The organism is Nocardia sp. CA-107356 (assembly GCF_050946365.1).
Lineage (GTDB): Bacteria > Actinomycetota > Actinomycetes > Mycobacteriales > Mycobacteriaceae > Nocardia.
Map to the genome: position 1 here is coordinate 3,760,748 of NZ_CP191992.1, position 17,661 is coordinate 3,778,408.

13 protein-coding genes and 2 pseudogenes are annotated in these 17,661 nt (G+C 61.1%); 8 read left to right on the plus strand and 7 right to left on the minus strand.

Annotation, left to right across the window (positions count from 1 at the left end):
• Nucleotides 1–111: 111 nt before the first annotated feature.
• Together ACQP1G_RS16975 and ACQP1G_RS16980 are read left to right on the plus strand one after the other, a co-directional pair.
• Nucleotides 112–597: pseudogene (locus ACQP1G_RS16975) on the plus strand (IS5 family transposase); the annotation flags it as partial.
• Between the two features lie 101 nt (nucleotides 598–698).
• Nucleotides 699–998 carry a transposase gene (locus tag ACQP1G_RS16980; RefSeq protein WP_433204918.1) on the plus strand — a complete coding sequence of 100 codons (300 nt, stop codon included), beginning with the start codon at nucleotides 699–701 and terminating at the stop codon, nucleotides 996–998.
• A 412-nt stretch (nucleotides 999–1,410) separates the two neighbouring features.
• On the opposite strand, the gene ACQP1G_RS16985 is transcribed toward ACQP1G_RS16980, so the two are convergent.
• Both ACQP1G_RS16985 and ACQP1G_RS16990 read right to left on the minus strand, forming a co-directional pair.
• Complete coding sequence (locus ACQP1G_RS16985; protein ID WP_433204921.1) at nucleotides 1,411–2,157, minus strand: AAA family ATPase; 747 nt, start codon at nucleotides 2,155–2,157, stop codon at nucleotides 1,411–1,413.
• A gap of 4 nt (nucleotides 2,158–2,161) precedes the next feature.
• Nucleotides 2,162–2,917, minus strand: a complete 756-nt coding sequence (locus ACQP1G_RS16990) for a DUF1835 domain-containing protein (protein WP_433204923.1) — start codon at nucleotides 2,915–2,917, stop codon at nucleotides 2,162–2,164.
• A gap of 157 nt (nucleotides 2,918–3,074) precedes the next feature.
• Between ACQP1G_RS16990 and ACQP1G_RS16995 the strand changes: the two are divergent.
• From ACQP1G_RS16995 to ACQP1G_RS17010, 4 genes and pseudogenes are all read left to right on the plus strand, one after another.
• Nucleotides 3,075–3,689 (plus strand): annotated as a pseudogene (locus ACQP1G_RS16995) (transposase); the annotation flags it as partial.
• A gap of 524 nt (nucleotides 3,690–4,213) precedes the next feature.
• Nucleotides 4,214–4,579, plus strand: coding sequence for a hypothetical protein (locus tag ACQP1G_RS17000; protein WP_433204926.1), 366 nt, complete (start codon nucleotides 4,214–4,216; stop codon nucleotides 4,577–4,579).
• Nucleotides 4,580–5,356: 777 nt separating this feature from the next.
• Entirely contained in the window at nucleotides 5,357–7,249 is a 1,893-nt protein-coding gene (locus tag ACQP1G_RS17005) for a hypothetical protein (RefSeq protein ID WP_433204929.1), read from the plus strand.
• Nucleotides 7,246–8,022: an ESX secretion-associated protein EspG gene (locus ACQP1G_RS17010; protein WP_433204931.1), complete on the plus strand. Its 777-nt coding sequence runs from the start codon at nucleotides 7,246–7,248 to the stop codon at nucleotides 8,020–8,022. The genes ACQP1G_RS17005 and ACQP1G_RS17010 overlap by 4 nt, the downstream gene beginning before the upstream one ends.
• A gap of 467 nt (nucleotides 8,023–8,489) precedes the next feature.
• Here ACQP1G_RS17010 and ACQP1G_RS17015 read toward each other — a convergent pair whose 3' ends face one another.
• The 3 genes from ACQP1G_RS17015 to ACQP1G_RS17025 form a co-directional block, all read right to left on the minus strand.
• Nucleotides 8,490–9,668: an acyl-CoA dehydrogenase family protein gene (locus tag ACQP1G_RS17015; protein ID WP_433204934.1), complete on the minus strand. Its 1,179-nt coding sequence runs from the start codon at nucleotides 9,666–9,668 to the stop codon at nucleotides 8,490–8,492.
• Entirely contained in the window at nucleotides 9,650–9,976 is a 327-nt protein-coding gene (locus ACQP1G_RS17020; protein WP_433204937.1) for an antibiotic biosynthesis monooxygenase family protein, read from the minus strand. Before ACQP1G_RS17020 ends, ACQP1G_RS17015 begins: the two co-directional genes overlap by 19 nt.
• A gap of 621 nt (nucleotides 9,977–10,597) precedes the next feature.
• On the minus strand, nucleotides 10,598–12,280 hold the full coding sequence (locus ACQP1G_RS17025; RefSeq protein ID WP_433204940.1) for a hypothetical protein: 1,683 nt from the start codon (nucleotides 12,278–12,280) through the stop codon (nucleotides 10,598–10,600).
• A 1,124-nt stretch (nucleotides 12,281–13,404) separates the two neighbouring features.
• Between ACQP1G_RS17025 and ACQP1G_RS17030 the strand changes: the two genes are divergently transcribed.
• Nucleotides 13,405–13,578, plus strand: coding sequence for a transposase (locus tag ACQP1G_RS17030; RefSeq protein ID WP_433204943.1), 174 nt, complete (start codon nucleotides 13,405–13,407; stop codon nucleotides 13,576–13,578).
• A 49-nt stretch (nucleotides 13,579–13,627) separates the two neighbouring features.
• Here ACQP1G_RS17030 and ACQP1G_RS17035 read toward each other — a convergent pair whose 3' ends face one another.
• Nucleotides 13,628–14,401 (minus strand): transposase family protein, encoded by a 774-nt coding sequence (locus ACQP1G_RS17035; RefSeq protein WP_433204946.1) that lies wholly within the window; start codon nucleotides 14,399–14,401, stop codon nucleotides 13,628–13,630.
• 357 nt (nucleotides 14,402–14,758) lie between these two features.
• Between ACQP1G_RS17035 and ACQP1G_RS17040 the strand changes: the two genes are divergently transcribed.
• Complete coding sequence (locus tag ACQP1G_RS17040) at nucleotides 14,759–15,124, plus strand: hypothetical protein (protein WP_433204948.1); 366 nt, start codon at nucleotides 14,759–14,761, stop codon at nucleotides 15,122–15,124.
• A 226-nt stretch (nucleotides 15,125–15,350) separates the two neighbouring features.
• On the opposite strand, the gene ACQP1G_RS17045 is transcribed toward ACQP1G_RS17040, so the two are convergent.
• On the minus strand, nucleotides 15,351–15,611 hold the full coding sequence (locus ACQP1G_RS17045; RefSeq protein ID WP_433204951.1) for a DUF6444 domain-containing protein: 261 nt from the start codon (nucleotides 15,609–15,611) through the stop codon (nucleotides 15,351–15,353).
• Nucleotides 15,612–17,661 lie beyond the last annotated feature (2,050 nt).

The following is a 17,661-nucleotide window of genomic DNA, read 5'->3' on the forward strand; positions in this document are numbered from 1 at the left end:
AGGTGTTGCCTGCGTTGGCGTGTCGATGACCTGATGAGGCGAGGTCTCCGGTAGAAGGTTCAGCGACCAAGCGGATCCAGCACTACCGGAGACCTCGTGACCAGCGTATCGGTGACGAGGCGAGCGGATCTGAGCGACGCCCAGTGGGCGCGGCTCGAGCCGCTGCTGCCTCGTGGCAAGAAGGCGGGCCGCCCGCCGAAATGGACGAAACGGCAGCTCATCGACGGGATCCGATGGCGCACCCGATACGGGAAACCCTGGCGGGACGTGCCCGAGTGCTACGGGCGCTGGCAGACCGTGTACGGGTTGTTCCGCCGCTGGCAGCGTGCCGGGGTGTGGGCGCTGATCTGGAAGATGCTGCAAGCCTTCGCCGATGCCGCCGGCCGCATCGAGTGGCAGGTGAGCGTGGACTCCACCATCGCCCGCGCGCACCGCCAGGCCGCCGGGGCCCGACACGACGGCCACACCCAGGCCGAGCCACCCGGCGGGGTCGATACCGAGCCCGCCGACCACGGGCTCGGCCGTTCCCGCGGCGGCTGGACCACCAAAACACACTTGGCCACCGAGCAGGGCCGCAAGGTGCTCTCGATCGTGATCACCGCCGGTCAGCGCGGTGACAGCCCGCAATTCACCGCCGTACTCGATGGCATCGCGGTGCCCGTCTCGGGAACCGATGCCCGCGTACCCGCCCGGAGCGGGTGCGTGCCGACAAGGCTCACAGCTCCCGCGCCAACCGCGCGCACCTGCGTCGACGCGGGATCAAAGCCACCATCCCGATCAAGGCCGACCAGGCCGCCAACCGCAAGAACAAGGGCTCCGCTGGTGGACGGCCACCAGCGTTCGACGCCGAGGATTACAAGCAACGTCACACCGTGGAGTGCGGTATCGGGCAGTTGAAGGAAAACCGTGCCATGGCAACCAGATTCGACCAACTCGCCTTCCGCTACCTCGCCACCGTCCATATCGCCGCCATCAACCAGCGGCTACGACACGGGTGAGGGTGGGCGCCCGCCCTCACCCACTTTCAAAACACGGGCTAGTAGCGGCATTATGGCTACATAGTCGGAGACATTCCTTGCATGACGACGGACCGTCACGCCATGTCCTCCACGCAGGCCTGAAGGCAGCTACCATAGTGCGTTCCAGAGTGGTCGAAGTACAAGGCAGCGATCTTCAACTCGGATGAAATCCGAGCTCACCGCACCGAATTCGTCGTCCGCACCGGACAGACGTCCGATACTTAAGCCAAGGACGCGGGCACACTCAGGCGACTCCTATTCCGCGATCCTCTCGATAATAGTCCGGCCGATCCGCCGAATCACAGTCGGGGAGGTTACGTTCAACTTCGTGCCAGATCTGCGATGCCGAGCGACTGTTTCTTACCGGCCCATTCGCCAGGACCTGCGAATGTCATGAGGTCAGGTAGCGAATGTACCGGTCCGGGTCGGCGAGAAAGTCGCGGGTGAGGCGGACAGGCATCGCCTCGTCGTAGGTCACGGTGGCGATCTCGCCGCCGTCGTCGATTTGGTAGATCGTCGCGTCCGGCAGGGCCAGAAGCATGGGCGAGTGTGTCGATACGAGGATCTGGCAGTCCTGGGCGACGAGGTCCGAGAGTCTGGCGAGTACCGCCATGCAGCCGCGCGGGGACAGCGCCGCTTCCGGCTCGTCGAGCAGGTAGAAGCCGCGTGGGCCGAATCGGTGGCTGAGGAGGTCGACGAAGGATTCGCCGTGGGAGCGTTCGTGTGGCGACACCCCACCGAACACGGCGATCTGGTCGGGGCCGATCCGTTCGGTCTCAGTCGCGACGTTGTAGTAGGACTCCGCGCGGAGGAAGAACCGGCTGCGGGGCTTGCGGGTGCCCCATCGGAGGGTGAGGTGGTCGCCCAGTATGGACTCCGTTGCGCGGGTGGCGAACCGGTAGTTCTGGGAGCCGCCCTCCGGGTTGAGTTCCGCGGCCACCGCGATGGCTTCCATGAGGGTCGATTTGCCGCTGCCGTTCTCGCCGACCAGGAACGTCACCCCCGACGGGATCACCAGCCCGCCGACCCGGTCCAGGTGGCGCACCACGGGCAGGTCGAACGGGTAACCGTCGGTGTGGGCGTCGGAGGAGAGACGGATCTCCCGCAGATAGCTCCCCACTGCGTCGGCGCGGCTCACTGTGTCATTCGTGACACCCGGCACGATCCCGCAGTGGTCGGGTCGTCGTCGGCCGCCACGGCACCGGTGCCGACGAGTGCGATGAGCCGTTGTTGCAAAACGTAATCGGGCAACGGAAACGACTGGGCGGCCATGGTTGCGGCGACGACCGCCCCCATAGGGGTCGATGTGGTCGGGGTGTCGTCCAGCAGGGCGGTGTCGAAGTGGTCGACGGCGTGGACACCAGGCCCGCCGCGGTGAGCACCCGCAGCGGCGCGTTCTCGGCGCGCAGCGTCAGCCACCGCTCGACCAGGTGGCGCGGTTCGGTGTCGGTGATCGGTCGCTCGGTCCCTAGCATCGGGCCGATGCGTGCCGGGGGCAGGGCGACGCGCGGCGCGGGTGGGCCGTCGGCCTCGCCGGGGGCGATCACACGGAACGGGCGTGATCCGATCCGGTCGGCGAAGAAATGCAGGAACGCCAGCTCCCCGGCGGCGAGGCGGCCGACCCACACGACCAGGCGGGCATCATTCCCGGCCGTATCCAGCCGGTCCCACAGACCCCCAAGGTCTGTGCCGTCCTGTTCGTGCAGGTAACGCCGGCCGAAATCGCCGGGGAGAGTCGCCCACCAGGTCCGCCGAGCGGCGGACGACGGGTCGATACCGCCGCAGCTAAGATCATCAAGAAACGCCAGCACGTCGCTGCTGGTGCCGTCGGCGGAACGGTGCGCGGCGCGGGTCGAGGCCGCCAACCCGGCATTGGGAGCAATGTGCAGAGTATCCATGACCTCTCCGAATCGTGCCCCGGTGACCGGGGTGGCTAGTCTCGGCCATTCATGCCGGTTGAGCTGATGACCGCCTTGGAATGATGAAAGGTGCTCCGAGCTGCGATGATTCGACTTGTCTAGAGTGGAATCGGCAGCATCGAGGAGCACCGTTCTGGTGAGGCAGTCTACTTCACGGTACCCGTCGCGGAAAGTTGACAGGGATGGTTCGGGTTTGGTGTTGCAGGGTGGGGCTGTGGCGTTGCTGCGCACTGCGGAGACGGTCGGGTTGGATCGGGCGTTGTGTCGCAGGTGCTGGCACCGTGGCGGAACCCCTCGCGACGCATGATCCGGGGAAGATCCTGCTGGATCTGGCGGTGATGGTCGCGATCGGCGGGGACTGCGCCGCCGATCGCGCGTTGCTGCGCGGTGAACCGGACGTGTTCGGGCTGGCCGCGTCGGACCAGACGGTGTCGCGGCTGGTCACGACACTGACTGTGGATGCACCGAAAGTGTTGTCCGCCATCGGTTCTGCCCGCGCGACCGCTCGCGCGACCGCCTGGCTGCGGGCTCGTGATCGGGCGCCGGGTAACGCGATCGCCGCCACCGATCCGCTGGTCATCGATCTGGATGCCACCCTGCTCGACACCCACTCCACAAGCAGCACGCCGCACCGACATCCAAGAAAGGCTATGGCTTCCACCCGTTGCTGGCGTGCGCCGACCACGGTGCCGACGGGACCGGGGAGCCGCTCGCCGAGCTGCTAGCCGGTTGCAGTAGTTCGCGATTCCATGCGTTGTCGCCGGGTTGTGGATCGGCGTGTGTACCGTCTCGGCCGGGGCGGGGGTCAGTTTGGTGGCGCCCACACCCAACTGTCGGTTGGCTGTTGAGGATTTGTCGTATGGGCTGCCGAACACGCGAGTGTTCTCGTCTGCGTCCGGGGACAACCACAGGCCTTTGCTGTGTCCGGCTTCGCCGTTGGGATACGGGCCCCAGACCCGCTCGGCGGGCGCGCAATTTCTTCACGCCACGGAGTTCGGCTCGGTGGCGCTGTCCGGTTCGGATGCCAAATTTCCTGCTCCGGCCTCGACTTTCGACACGATATCAATCCTCTGGGTCTTGTCTGCCTTGGATCAACGAAGCAAGCTCAATGGGCGACAGTGATGACATGGGCGATTCAGCAGGCTTCCGCTGGGGTGCGAAGAAATAGGCGCAGGTCGGATTCGGCCGGATGCCGCCAACGTCCCAGCAGAGGAAAGTCGGCCGCCGAGTAGAAACCTTGACGGCCGCTGAGGCAGAAGCAGCAGGAAAACGGGGGTGCCCGAAATGACCACAACTCAGCCCTTACTCGGTACGGCAACACCATTGTGCGGAATTCCGCATACCGAGGACGGATTAGATATGCCGTACGCCCACCTGTACGAGCTGTCTCCGCCCATGAATGTGCGCACTACTATCGTTGTTGTCGCCAGCACCGGGGTGTACGAAGCGAATTTGGATGGGTCCGTGCATGACTTCTTCAAGTGTCTGTACGAGCGTCCGGCCGTCGACACTCCAGCGAATGCCCTCCGCGCCATCGGCTACGAGCTGGTCCGGGGGACTGATGGGGCTGATCGCTTGTCCGGTTCGGACGCCGGATTTGTCGGTTCGACCTCGGCTTTCGACGCAATCTCGATTCCCTAGACCTTGTCTGTCCCCGGTCGACCGAACATGCTGAATCTGTTCTGATGGGTGCCATGACTCAGGCGAGCATCCAAAGTAGCTGAGCACATTGGGTCAATGAAAGGAAAAACCGAGATGTCCACAGCGTCGGCATCCGAAGTTTGAAGGTGGTGCCGCAGCCGCAAGCCTCGAGCCTCCGGATGGCTCGGAAGTCGTGGTTGTTCCCGACGAGGTCCGTGCGGTGGGTCGCTACGCCTTCGAGCTTGCCCAGACGCTGCGTTCGGCGTTGGATTCGGCTCGACACAGGCAGGGCGGCCTCTCACTGAGACGGCCCGATTTCCTCAGAACCCGCAACCTATGTCCGAATTCCGCAACCAGGTCCGCAAACTACTTCCGGAAACCGCAACCTATCCACGGACAGGACCAACTTGGGCCGCGTTCATTGGCAGAACACATACGGTGTGTCGCGGAAGACAGCCCACCACTGGTCAGCGATATGACCATGATGCACCAGCGCTGACACCGGACAGCATAACCGGTAGCGGGGGCAGATTCGGTTCGGTACGCTGCGGGTGGTCTGTGTCTGCAATATGACTCAAAGCGGCGTTGAAGGGGACGGTGGAGTGCATGATTTTGCACAAGACCTCTGGGGGAGAGTTTACCCGGTGTCAGTGATGCTTGCCAACTTGGGCAACGGTGCGTACCGGAAAATTATCTAGGAGGTCGACTGATGACTCGATTCGTTACGCCGCGTGTGGGGTCGATCAATCGGTCCGATAACCGACGGGAGTGGACTCAATGGGTGGGGTAGAAGACTGGAATGGACTGAGCGCGGGACTGGTTTCCTTTAACCCGGATATCGCTCAACGGATAATCGTCCTGTGTGGAGAACTGCGCCATGCGCTGCAGCAAGTCTCTGACAATCACGATACTCTTGCCGGAATTCCGGATTTCAGCTGCCATAGGTCGGGCCCCGAGTTGGCTACCAGATTAAATCGAGAAGCCGACAGCCTACGAGATGTGGTATCGCAGCATGTCGGTATCGTGACCGCTATGACTCGTGCCTTCGCGAAGGCCAGGAACGAGCTGGTAGGTACTGAGCAAGACATGAGCAACTTGTTCAAAAGGGTCAACAGTACACGCTCACTTCCGAACTTCCAGCCCGGGAGCGTGGACTTCCCCGATTGGGGCCCCTCCAGAGAAGGGAAAGATCAAGACGGTTGGTTCGGCGGCCGTATGCGATTTTCACACCATCGAGTTAATGGGGTGCATTGGACTGATGTCGGGGCCGCAATTAGGGTCGGCTATGGGCTCGAGAAGAAACAAGATTACTACGACGACCTCTTAGGAACCGACCTGGCCAAAAAGGTAGCCCGCATCTCAGGGGTTCAGAATGTCGATCCGGGTTTGAGTCCGATTCCAGGCGAAAGCCTCAATTTTGATATGTTCCACCAACACCGTCAATTCATCGAGACTAGCAATGCAGTTGCTAAGATCAAAGATCGGGCGCGGGCATGGGCCGGGGCTGCTAACTTGTCGCGTGATGCATTCGATAAGTTCAACAGAGAGTCTGGCTCGCTCATTAACGGGGAAGGCTACAGGGATAGATGGGCAGGTGAGTCGGCGACAGCTGCGAAGAATGCCATTTCAAGCTACGGCCGAACGTTGAGCGGACTGACGGATCGAATGAACGAGATGAGCACTGTACTAGCATTTGGTGCAGAGTTCCTGGGGAAACTCAATCCCGAGCTGCCCGGGGCGACGGCAGCCGGTTTGGCTAAGGAAACATATCCGGATTGCGTGCACCAGGCAGAGAAGATTCACGCCGAAATCTGGAACAAACATTATGGCACAAGTTATGTGTTACTCGTGGGTCACATCCCGGTTCTCCCCGCGCCGGAAAATCCGATAGCCTCGGTCGATCCGCTAAAACTGAATCCTGGCCAGCAAGACCCGCAAAAGTCTCTGGAAGCTCAGCAGCGGGCCTTGAAGGCACAAGCTAACCCGATAGCGTCGGTCGATCCGCTAAAACTGAATCCTGGCCAGCAAGACCCGCAAAAGTCTCTGGAAGCTCTGGAAGCGAAGAAGGTACAAGCTAATCCGCTGGTCGCGGATGCAGCCGAGAGCCGTGGTAACGGTCAAGTCGCGCAACCGGCCCAACAAGTGGCGAGCCTACTCTCTAAGGCTGCAGAGCAGGGTATGAGTGCAGCGAAACAAGCCGTGCAGCAGGGAACGAAGACCACACAGCAAGCTGCTCAGTTAGCCGCACTGCAGGCGCCGGAGCTGGGGGCAGCACCGATTATGGGTATGGGTCCCGGGGCATCGTCTGGTTCACTTGGTAGCGCTGGTTCACTTGGTAGCGCTGGTTCGGGCATCGGCACGGGGGTTTCCAGTAGCCCATCGGCTGCTCTTGCGCGTGACGCCGGGCAGTCGCGGCTTTTTCCGCGTGCTACAACCGTTGCAGCAGAAACTACCGGAACGTCCCGTGCGGGTTTGGCGACTACCACATCGAGTTCCTCCGGTATATCGAGTGGTACTGGCGGCATGGGTGGGATGAGTCCTGGAATGCAAGGGGTTGGGCAAGGTCAGGGCAAGGATCAGAAGCGGCCCGACTATCTCAAGTCTGCAGATAATCTCGAAGAAGTCCTCGGCAAAGCGCCGAAAGTGGTAAAGCCAGTTGTCGAGGCATGAGCCAGGTCTGGAAATTCACGGAGACGGAATTCTTTGTCCTGTGGAAGGATGCGACAAATGACATCCTGCCGGGTCCTTTTTCATTCCGCTCGGAATCCGAGTCGATGACAGAATTCGAGGATGAGATTCGGTCGACGCGGGAGCGCTTGTCGCATACGATGAACCGGGCAACCCGCGAGATTTTCGAAGCTATCGCAAATCCGGATTTGTATGTGCTGGTAACCGGCTGGAACGAGAAAGTGGCGTTGGATCCTGCCGCGCAGATACGCGTTCTTGCCAGCAGAAAGAGCATCAAAGGCTATAGCATTACTCAGCTGCCGGGGGATTCCTTCTGGCAGAGCAGTGGTTATATCGTTACTGAATGCGACCCCCTGAGGTTGGCTGATGAGGCGGTCCGCGCCTTGCCTGACACGCAAGTCGGCCAGCAGCGGGATTTCGAGCTGACGAACCACGCGGACTACGACTACGGCTACGGTGGATCGTCGGTGCAAGACACTTTTACCGAATCGCGGGAAGGCCGCTCCCACCGGTTTCTGCAGGAAGCTGCTAGTCGGGCCGGGAGAATTCGAGTCATTCAAGGGCGATCCGTTTTCGGACCGCGAGGATGTGCCCAGCATGAGCTGCGGTGGCGTGATCTCGACGGCGATGGTCGATATGTGATCACAGACGAGAAACCGCCAGCAGTCAGAGCTGTCGATGCCAAAAGGCTTACTGCGCTGATAAACACACGTATCGCAGCAGTAATTCGCTCGATTAAAGAAGAACGTGAATAGCCGCTGGGGCAACAGCTATGGCTGGTTGCCGGGGCAGCCGAAACGGCAGCCCATTAAAGCGTGTCTTACGTGGCCGGAGCGCCTACCTCGCCGACGCACATCTGTGTCGGGGAAGGGTGGCGTTGATCCCCGACTCAGGCATAGGAGGCGCTGTCCGGGCGGGCGGGGGTGCGCTTCCACATGTTATCGGTCATAACAGCGCTACCTCCCTTTCGGCGAACTGGCACCGACGGACAGCGAAATCGACAGGACGGATGCAGCCGGGGGCAGCGAAACACGTGCTCTCGCGCCTCACCCGGTCGGCTATTGCTGCGTGGCCGTAGAGCGAGGCTGTGTCGCAGCATTCCAACAACGAGCCGGTATCCGCTCGTTGACGTTGAGAACTGGCGTTCCGCGCAGTCATGCCACCGAGGGCAAGCATTAACCTCGATATTTCGCCGGGCCGCAAGCCCGGCGAAATATCGAGGCTAGATGCGCGCCGAAGTGTCCTCGAACCCCAGGCTCGCCTTTCCGAGCTCCTCGTACGTGGAGTCGTTCATCAAGCCGTGTTGCGCTCCCGCTATGGCGTCGCGCTGGCACCGCTCGAGTGGGTTGCCGGCGTACAACGACTTCGCCCCGCCGTAGCGGAAGATCGTTTCACAAATCTCCCTCGCGACCTCGGTCGCATGAATGGCCGCACACCTCAGCTCAATCTGTAGGCGGTGATCCTTCAACTCATCGTCCTGGGCCGCCTCCCACACGGTCTGGGTGACCGCCCGCAGATGGTTGCGTGCAGCGGCCAGGTTGGTCTCACACCGTCCGAGGTCGAACTGGAACTTTCCGCGGGTCGCGATTCGCTGCGGCTTCTGTGTACCCCGGGCTTTGGTCTTCATCAGTTCGGTGCCCTGGGCAAGAGCGCTGCGGGCGACCCCAAGGGCCCACCCCCCGTGCTCCATCATGGAGAAGCCGGGGAGGCCGATCCGGTACATCGCTCCACCGTGTGTCGCCGGAGCGGAGTAGTCGAGTGTGTGCCGCGTCGGAACGAACAAGTCGTTGACGGAATAGTCCTGGCTTCCGGTGCCCCGGAGCCCGTTCACGTTCCAGTTGTCGTGCAACGTCACGTCGTCGAGATTGAAGAGGCAAGCAAGAACCCGCGGCCGGTCTTCACCGTCCACGATGCACATTCCCGCGATCCGTTCCGCGTGTGCGCTGCCGCTCCCGAACTGCCACCGCCCGGTCACGCGAAAGCCGCCGTCGGCCGGCACCGCTCGTCCGCTGGGGTTCGCGACGAACGCTGTCCGCGGCAGACGGCCGTCGACCATGAAGTCCTCGACTGCGGACTTCTGCAGCCAGCCGGTGAGCACTGCGAGTGACCCCACACCGATCACGTAGGTCCAGCCCGTCGAGCCGTCGATGCTCGCGACCTCCTCGAAAACATCGAGTTGCGTCAACGGGTCGGCCTCGAAGCCGCCGAGTTCCAGCGGGGCCTTCATGGCCAGCAGCCCGCTGTCCTGCATGGCCCGCCAGCCGCGCTCCGGGTAGAAGCCTGCGGCCTCGGCCTCGTCCACGCAACCGGCGAGCGTCTCCCTGATGTCGTCCACCAATCCCAGCAATCGAGCCCGTAGCGCCGCAGGGCTGGAGTTGAGATCTAATGCTGAACTGGCCATGTGTTTCTCCTTCGTTGAGCGCTTCCTGCAAGGTCGAGACGGCCGCCCTGGTCGTTGAGGGTGGGCTCACGGTCCCGACGGAACGTCTGCCGACGGCATGGACCGCGCGACCGTGCGGTAGTGCCCCGGTTGAGGACCAGCGTGGGCAGCTCGTCGAGCAGCTCTTGCAACTCGGCGTAGTAGTCGGCTCCGGCGACGAACGCTTCTTGCGACGTCCAGTACGCCACGTTTATCAGTTGGAAGCGGGTGTCACTGGTCAGCGCGCGATGCAACGTGCTGCCGAGGTGCCCGTCCGCGTCGATATCCATGCCGGCGCACCATCCCGGTCGACCAGAACGTCGCCCATGAAGTTGACTGCTGAGCGGATCCGCACCGGAACCGGATGATCGATGTGCGGCAATGACTGCGTGAGTTGGTCCTCGAACGCCTGGTCGCGAACTCGTCTCGGCAGAAGGGATTGTCGGTCCAAGCCCCTGTGTGGAATCTGTCGTAGATAGCGACCGGGAGACGGCGCAACCCCCGCGGATCATCGGCCGTGACCCGGCGACCCGAAACGACGGTCGGCCTACCGGCGGGCTCGATGGCTACTTCGGCGACCGCCGCCATCAGCCGTGAGCTGAGCTGTGTGTCCGTACGCGTGCCGTTCATGCGATCGCACCGCCAGCCCATCCCTCACGACGGGACGAACTACCCAGTATTCCAGAACGCTTCTAATATAGATGGACGCCGATCCCCTCCCCTGAGACTTGATCGAGATTTGAACGGAGTTTATTCGAGCTCGACCACCTCTGTGAAATCGCAAGTTGCGATCGAGAGCGCTCTTGTGCTGGTCACCGAGCGATTTTCGCTGTCCGGACCGGATACCCGACTACGGAGACCGCGCAGCCCGTTCGGCTGCGCTCACTTCGCGAACAAGAGCGTATGCGGGTTCAGCGGGCTGTAAGGCGTTCAGATTGCTCGGCCATAGACGATTCCCGGAGAAATTCCACAACAACTTCGTCCGCATCGTCGAGGAAGTTCATTGCTGTCGCCAAACGCAGACCGCGATAGAGCAACGACGGATGCCGATCGGCCGCGATCCATTCGGAAGAATCTGCAGCAGTCCGGCCACGGACGAGCAGGGCCGACCGCTCCCCTTCCAGCCAGTCGGCAAGTGGCTTCCACCCGAGCAGCAGGTCGTGACCGAGGTACGCGTCGTTCACATCGACAGTGACGATCCTTGCATCTATCAACTTGTCCAGCACTACCCGCCCGAGCGACCCACTACCCGCAACGCGACGCAGATATTCCCCGGGAACCCGTCGACGTGTGTCGTCGACGCAAGTATGCACTGATACGAGATTGAGCAGAATGCGCTTCGCAGTCGCGCGCTCGTCCAGATCCAATTGGGCCCATAATTCATCTGCCATATCGTGGATAATTCCCACGATCCCGCCGATTCTCTTGTATCCCGCAACGGTCAATCGCGAGGTCATTCTTTTTGGATACATCGCTTTCAGCGTTCGTGACAAAATCGATAGCGCTGCCGGTTCATGGCCACGCCGGCCTCCGTCCTCTCGCACGCCGCTGATTGCCGTAAGTAGCACCTCCTCGAGTCCTGCCTCAACCTGGATACCGTCACGGTTGGCGGAAATGGTGACCGCCCTCAACTCGTGGTGGTTCATGGGTTCGAGCAAGTACATGCGATGCTCTATCACGTCGACGAGGATCGGATGATCAGCACACGCCGCCGAGTCACCCGCTCGAAGCGAAATCAGCACGACCGCATATTCAGCGAGACGCTCAATCATTGTCATGAAGGAGTCTCCGGCAGTAAGCCACACATCTGTCGAGAAAATTCGTTCGAATTGGTCGATGATCACCAAGTGTGGTCTGGGACTACCCGCATTCTCGATGTCGGCGGTCTTACATAGGGCGTCGCAGACGAACTCCAAGTGGTTGAGGACGTCTTCGACGGATGCCAGTGGATTGGCGCCGAGCACCATCGAGTGCACTACCCGCTCCCGCGACTCCAGCTCCGGCGCCAAGCCGGCCTGGAGCAGCGAGGTCTTCCCCACCCCGGAAGCGCCCATCAACGCGACGACTCGCTTCGAACGGCTCGAGGTCTCGGCATCGAGCACCAACTGGATCAAGCGATGAACGGCGGTGTCCCTGCTCGCGAACGCCGCTGCTTCCTGTGTCGAATATGGCGCCGCACCGGGGAAAGGGCACGTGGCGGCGGCAGAAACGTGAGCGGTTCGAGTTGCCTGCGCTGCCGCCCATAACCCTTTCCACATGCGAAGGCTCACCAGTTCGACTCGTGCTATCTGTCCGCGGCGCCGAGTCGCATCGATGAGGACGAGGAGGACAGGAAGCAATGCTTCGAATCGAGAAGGCACGTTCCTCCCTGTTTTCCAATCACTGATCCGCTGCGCCGTTACGGCCACCGGGCGTCCGGAGTCTTTGACGACTCCGACGCGCTTGCGCGCCGCGGATGCAAGCAGCCGGAGCGACGGACTCCCGCCGGCCACGTACAATGCGTCGAACCGCAGTGCGAACTCTCGACGCGGGGAGCGATGCTGCCGCCGCGGGCTTCCCAACCCTTTTGACATGTCAGTATTCATCAGCTCCATCGCGAAACCCTCATCAGCTTTATCTATCCAAAGTCAACGGGCTGGTAGCCCGATCTCTTGCGGTTACTTTCCACGGCCTCGTTCATTAGAGCGTGTCTTACGTGGCTGTTCTCCCGGCTTTGGCGAGTTTCTTGTAGCAGGTCAATGCGGCAGCGCGGGTGAGGAAACCGGAGTAGTGAGTGGCCTTGCGGTCGTATCGGATTGAGAGTCGGTGGTAGCCGAACAGCCAGGCGATCGAGCGTTCGATGACCCACCGATGATGCCGAGTTTTCCGGTCGCGGCTGGCGCCGCGGGATCAATGGTTCAGCCAAGGCCCACACTCATCTGGCACCAACAGTGACGAAAGTTATTCCACCACAACGCAATATCATCACCGACAGCCACTCAGAAACCACGTAAGACACGCTCTTAACCTCTTCTTGCTACAGATGGGGAGTGCACAGTGCGGCGGCGGCCTGCTCGGCCACGCTTTGCAGAAATCCCGCCGGATCCGAACAAGCAAGTTTGTAAAAACTCATCGTCCGAGTCCGAGGCCGGCCTACGCTTCATACAGGTCTCCCGGACAACGTCGAGCCACCGCCGGAGCACGCGACTACGCGCAGGTGATGTCATCGGGGCTGATGGACAGTCCCCGGAAACCGGCGGTGACACCGACGCGGAAATCTAGTTCAGATGCCCGGGACCGACAAGATCTGAGCACCTCGATTGCAACCCAAAGACATGGTCAGAGCGGCAAATTCTCTGTCCGAACCGGACACTGTCGTTTGATCCAATCAACGTAGCCGCGGGCGCTCCTCATGAGCACTGAACAAGCCCTCCACGCCAGCACGCGCATGGTCGGTGCCGCCACTGCACCCTGATTCAACGTCCGGAGCCGAAACGCCTTTCGCCGGACATCGCCCGCGAATAGCCTGATCCTTCCGGGCAGCGGAAGAATCCGTCCGTGATGACTGGGTACAACTGACTGCCCTGGCTTTTGGCGTGGTAGATCACCTGCTCTTGGATATACGCGTCCTTCTTGCAACTCTTAACTACATAAAGGGCAACACCGAACCTAGAGCTCAGCCGCGATGTGAACCGCCCCGGCTTTCCGGCCGCTTCCTTCTTTGAGAAGGATGTGGGCCATGCCCAAGCGTTATCCGATCGAGCAGCGTGAGCGTGCGGTGAAGATGGTGCTGGACCGACTCGATGGGTATCCGTCGGCGTATGCCGCCTGTCAGGCGCTCGCCCCGAAGCTGGGAGTCCACCCGGAGTCGTTGCGTGTGTGGGTGAAGCAGGCCCAAGGTCGACACCGGTAAGGTTCCCGGTGTGACGAGCGCTGAGCAGGCGCGGATCAAGGAGCCTTTTTCATCCTTGTTCGGTCTGAAGTTCGCGGTCCTGTAGGACGTGGATGGCCTTGACCAACGCCCCGGCCTTATGCGGACAGCAGCGCAGCTTGTGCAGCACCTTCCAGCTCTTGAGCTGCGCGTTGGCGCGCTCGCCGCAGCCACGCAGCTTCGCGTGAGCCCGGTTGGCCTGCTTCTGCGATTCCGGCTTGTTACGCCCCTTGTAGGGCGTGTGCAGACCCTCGACACCCTGATAGCCCTTGTCCGCCAACACGATCAACCCGCAGTGCTCAAGCTCGCACATGATATGCCAGATCCCAGCGGCCTTCGCATCATGCACACTGCCAGGCAATGCCCCTGACACCCACACGATGTCCCCATCGGGCGTGGCGATGACCTGCACGTTCATCCCATGGCGGCGGTGCTTGCCCGAATAGTAGGGCCGGTCGGCTGCCACCCGGTCGATCGCGATCAGGGTGCCGTCCAGGATCAGATAGGCGTGACCGTCGTTCTTCGCTTGCCGCAGCGCCGATCTCAGCTTCGGCGCACGTGCTGCCAATAGCTCCACCGTCTCGGTGATGTAGCGCCAGGCGGTCGTCGTCGAGACGTCGAACCCGGCCCCGATGTCGGCATAGGTTTCGGCTTTGCGCAGATGAGCCAGCACGAGCAGGGCTTGGCGGCCCGGGTCGAGCTTGCGCCAGGCGGAGCCGATCGCGCGGCGATGCCGGCGGATCAGCCCAGCGACGAAGTGGAGGGTCTGACGTGACAACGGCAGCGCGGAACGGTAGAACAACAACGGAAGCCCTTGGTGTACAGCATGTCTTGGTCGACAGCCGTCCTACCAAGGGTTTCCTCGCGTCAGGCGAAGGCGCGCCGTCACCAGTTTCGTTGCCCATCAACAACATCCAGTCAGGATGAAAAGGGCTCAAGGAACTCGAACGCGAGGTTCGAGATCTGAAGGAGGCCAACGAGATTCTGAAAGCGGCCTCGATTTTCTTCGCGTCAATCAAGATCGTAAGCACCCGGTGGGGTTCGTGGCTTGATAGGAGCGCGCCGCAAACGCCCAATTGACGTGTGCCCGTCCTCACCCGGTTTCGTGAGCATCCAGTTACCCTGTAGAGAGGACGAAAACTGTTGAGTCAGGTCGTCATTGGTGTCGACGCCCCATAAACGCACCCATACCTTGGTCGCCGCCGATCCGGTCGGCTGCCGACTGGCCGAGAAGACGATCGGAACGATCAGCGAGGACCATCTGAAGGCGGTCGAGTGGGCAGCCCAGTGGCCGGATGCGAAGTTCGCACTGGAAGACTGCCGACACGTCACGCGCCGGTTGGAACGTGATCTGCTCGCCGTCGGATTCGAGGTGGTGCGCGTGCCGACGCACTTGATGGCCTCCGCGCGCCGCGGCGGCCGTCAGAAGGGCAAGTCCGATCCGATCGAGCCCTCGCGGTTGCGCATGCCGCGCTGCGCGAACCCGACCTGCCGACCGCTCGCCTCGACGGCCCGGCGCGAGAGGTGAAACTGCTGTCGGACTACCGTCACACCCTGGTCGTGCAGCGCACCGAGATCAACCGATTGCGTTGGCACTTGCACGAACTCGACCCAGGCCTGGAGGTTCCCGCCCGCGGGCTGCGTCGTTACGGCCACGGTGCGCGATGCGTTCTCCAACCGGATCGTCGGATGGAAGACCTCGGACCGCTGCGGCACCAATCTCGTGCTCGGGGCCCCTCGAATACGCTGTATGGTCAAGCGATATCCGCGACGGAGAACTGGTCCACCATTCCGACAGGGGCTGAGACCCACACCGCAATCCGGTTCGTGAATCGGTTGGCCGACAACGGGATTGTGCAGTCGATGGGGATCGGTCGGCGATTGCCCCTTATCTGGGTAATCGGGAACCACTTCGGCTCCACCAACAGCGAATCCGATAACGGCGGCTTCGACGAGTTCCGCGAGTTCAACCCGAGTTGGCGCTCCCACTCCGGATCCGGGCTACCTGCCTGCAACCAGCGCCTTCAAACGCTCGATCTCCGCAGTTTGCGCAACCATCAACTCGGCGAGTTACTAATAGGTCGGCTGCAGCACGAACACACTGTGCCACAACACGATCCACCACCAGTGGCCCACCCGCCCTCAGCCCACCTGACCAGTTACCTCGAATCATCCATGTGTCCGGACCGGCCGTTCGATATATAGCGTCGACCTGCATCGACAACGAAAACTACGGGCAGTGCAGTTGATACGGAATTTGGCGGGCCATAGCATCAACTAAGCTAGTCGTTCCCGTGGTCCGCTCTGGGGATGGGGCGGGCGGCCGAATTCTCGTTCGAACTGAGCCCTTTCGCAACCTTGAAGGAAGCAAACACTATGCGTGTTACCTCGTCCGTGGCGGGCGCCTTGAGCGGCGGTCTGCTGACAGGCGGTCTGATTCGATCTTCCACTTGACGGGCGCCTTGCATGCACGCGGGAAAGTTATCGGGTCCCAGCCCGCTATTCTTCATCGCGATAGCAATGGCCACTGGTATAGAAGGGAGTGCAAGTGCAGCGGCCAACCTCAGGTGTGGGAGGCTATCGATGTTTGGTAGTTTGCGGGCCAGATCGTTCTCGTCGAGGTTTTGCCAACTGCCGATGCACTCGGTGATACCGAGTGGCGAGCAACCTCATTTATGGTGCACAGTTACTCGGCGATTTTCGACTCCCCCATATTGATCGGTGTGGCATCCATGAGCGAATGGCCGCTAACGAAAGTTTCCGTTGTTAATACGTTCATTGACCGGACAAGGACAGACCGATCTCTGTGAAATTGATCATTGTCCGGTCCGGACATATATATCGAGCTGACCTCGGATTTCGAATAAATTTCGAACTCCATGGTTGTCCGTCTTCGGTCGGCGAAGCATGCTGAATCTGTTGTGGCAGATGCAGCGACAGATGCGAGCTTACAAAGTTCGGAGGCTCTTCAGTCGACGAGGTGAATTTGATGTCTGCAAATAAGATTTCGATACGTATCTGCGGAGGCGCTGCAGCTTTGGCAGCGGCGCTGTCGGTCGTGCAGGTGGGTATCGGTTCGGCGACCGCCGATGCGACGGCGTCGTTGGTCGCGGTGACTCACGACCAGACCCCAGCCTGCGATCCGAGCATAATCAATGCGCCTTGTGCCCGGTACGATCCACACTGGGCCGATCCAGGGCCCAACCCGCCCGAGAAAGGTATCTGCGATAGCGCCTATATAGCTGTCGTGCCAATTGGAGTTGGGTGCGCTTTGAATGGGCTTAAACACTAGTTGTCGAACTACTTAGTGTTGTCGGGTCTCATCGTGGACTGTCCGCTGCTTACTACCAACGTACGGAGCAAAGAACTATGGTTATCAAACAAATTGCCGTCCTGCTCGCAAGTGCCGCCGCGGCGGTAGCCTACGCTGGGATACCCGCCCATGCGTCGCCCCAGCCGCCTCGTGATCAGGTGGATCATTGGGCGTGTACCCAATCGGCCTCGCCCCCGACGATGTCGTCCAACGGTGACATCGTCGGGAGCGGATCTCAGACATGTCATGGCACTGGGAGCCAGCGGATCGTTGTAGTGATTCAGCAATACATGGGATTAAGCGCATGGAATACGGTCGCCTCCAGCAACGATAGTCCCACTGAGAGTTGCAAGAAGGACGCATATGTCGAGGAGAAGGTGATATACCACGCCAAAGGCCAGGGCAGTCAGTTGTACCGAGTTATCACGGACGGATTCTTCCGCTGCCCGGAAAGCTCGGGCTATTCGTCGGCGAAATCCGACGAAAGGCGTTTCGACTCCTGACATTGAATCAGGGTGCGGCGGCGACACCGACCATGCATGTGCTGGCGTGGAAGAATTGTTCGGTGCTCGTGAGGAGCGCACAGCGGTACGTTGATTAGATCAAATGTCGCCGTCCGGTTCGGACAGACAATTTGCTACTCTGACCATGTCTTTGGGTTGCAATCTAGTGTCCTGATTCGCTGTTTAGCGCCGTAAGTTGTTGTTACCGTTTGCGTGTGGTGCGGACTGGACGACCGAAGGCTGAGTTGG

What these genes read in the sequence shown, in the direction of transcription:
- ACQP1G_RS16990 (WP_433204923.1), bottom strand. Translation starts at nt 2,917, where the DNA reads ATGGATACTCTGCACATTGCTCCCAATGCCGGGTTGGCGGCCTCGACC.
- ACQP1G_RS17005 (WP_433204929.1), top strand. Translation starts at nt 5,357, where the DNA reads ATGGGTGGGGTAGAAGACTGGAATGGACTGAGCGCGGGACTGGTTTCC.
- ACQP1G_RS17010 (WP_433204931.1), top strand. Translation starts at nt 7,246, where the DNA reads ATGAGCCAGGTCTGGAAATTCACGGAGACGGAATTCTTTGTCCTGTGG.
- ACQP1G_RS17015 (WP_433204934.1), bottom strand. Translation starts at nt 9,668, where the DNA reads ATGGCCAGTTCAGCATTAGATCTCAACTCCAGCCCTGCGGCGCTACGG.
- ACQP1G_RS17020 (WP_433204937.1), bottom strand. Translation starts at nt 9,976, where the DNA reads ATGGATATCGACGCGGACGGGCACCTCGGCAGCACGTTGCATCGCGCG.
- ACQP1G_RS17025 (WP_433204940.1), bottom strand. Translation starts at nt 12,280, where the DNA reads ATGGAGCTGATGAATACTGACATGTCAAAAGGGTTGGGAAGCCCGCGG.
- ACQP1G_RS17030 (WP_433204943.1), top strand. Translation starts at nt 13,405, where the DNA reads ATGCCCAAGCGTTATCCGATCGAGCAGCGTGAGCGTGCGGTGAAGATG.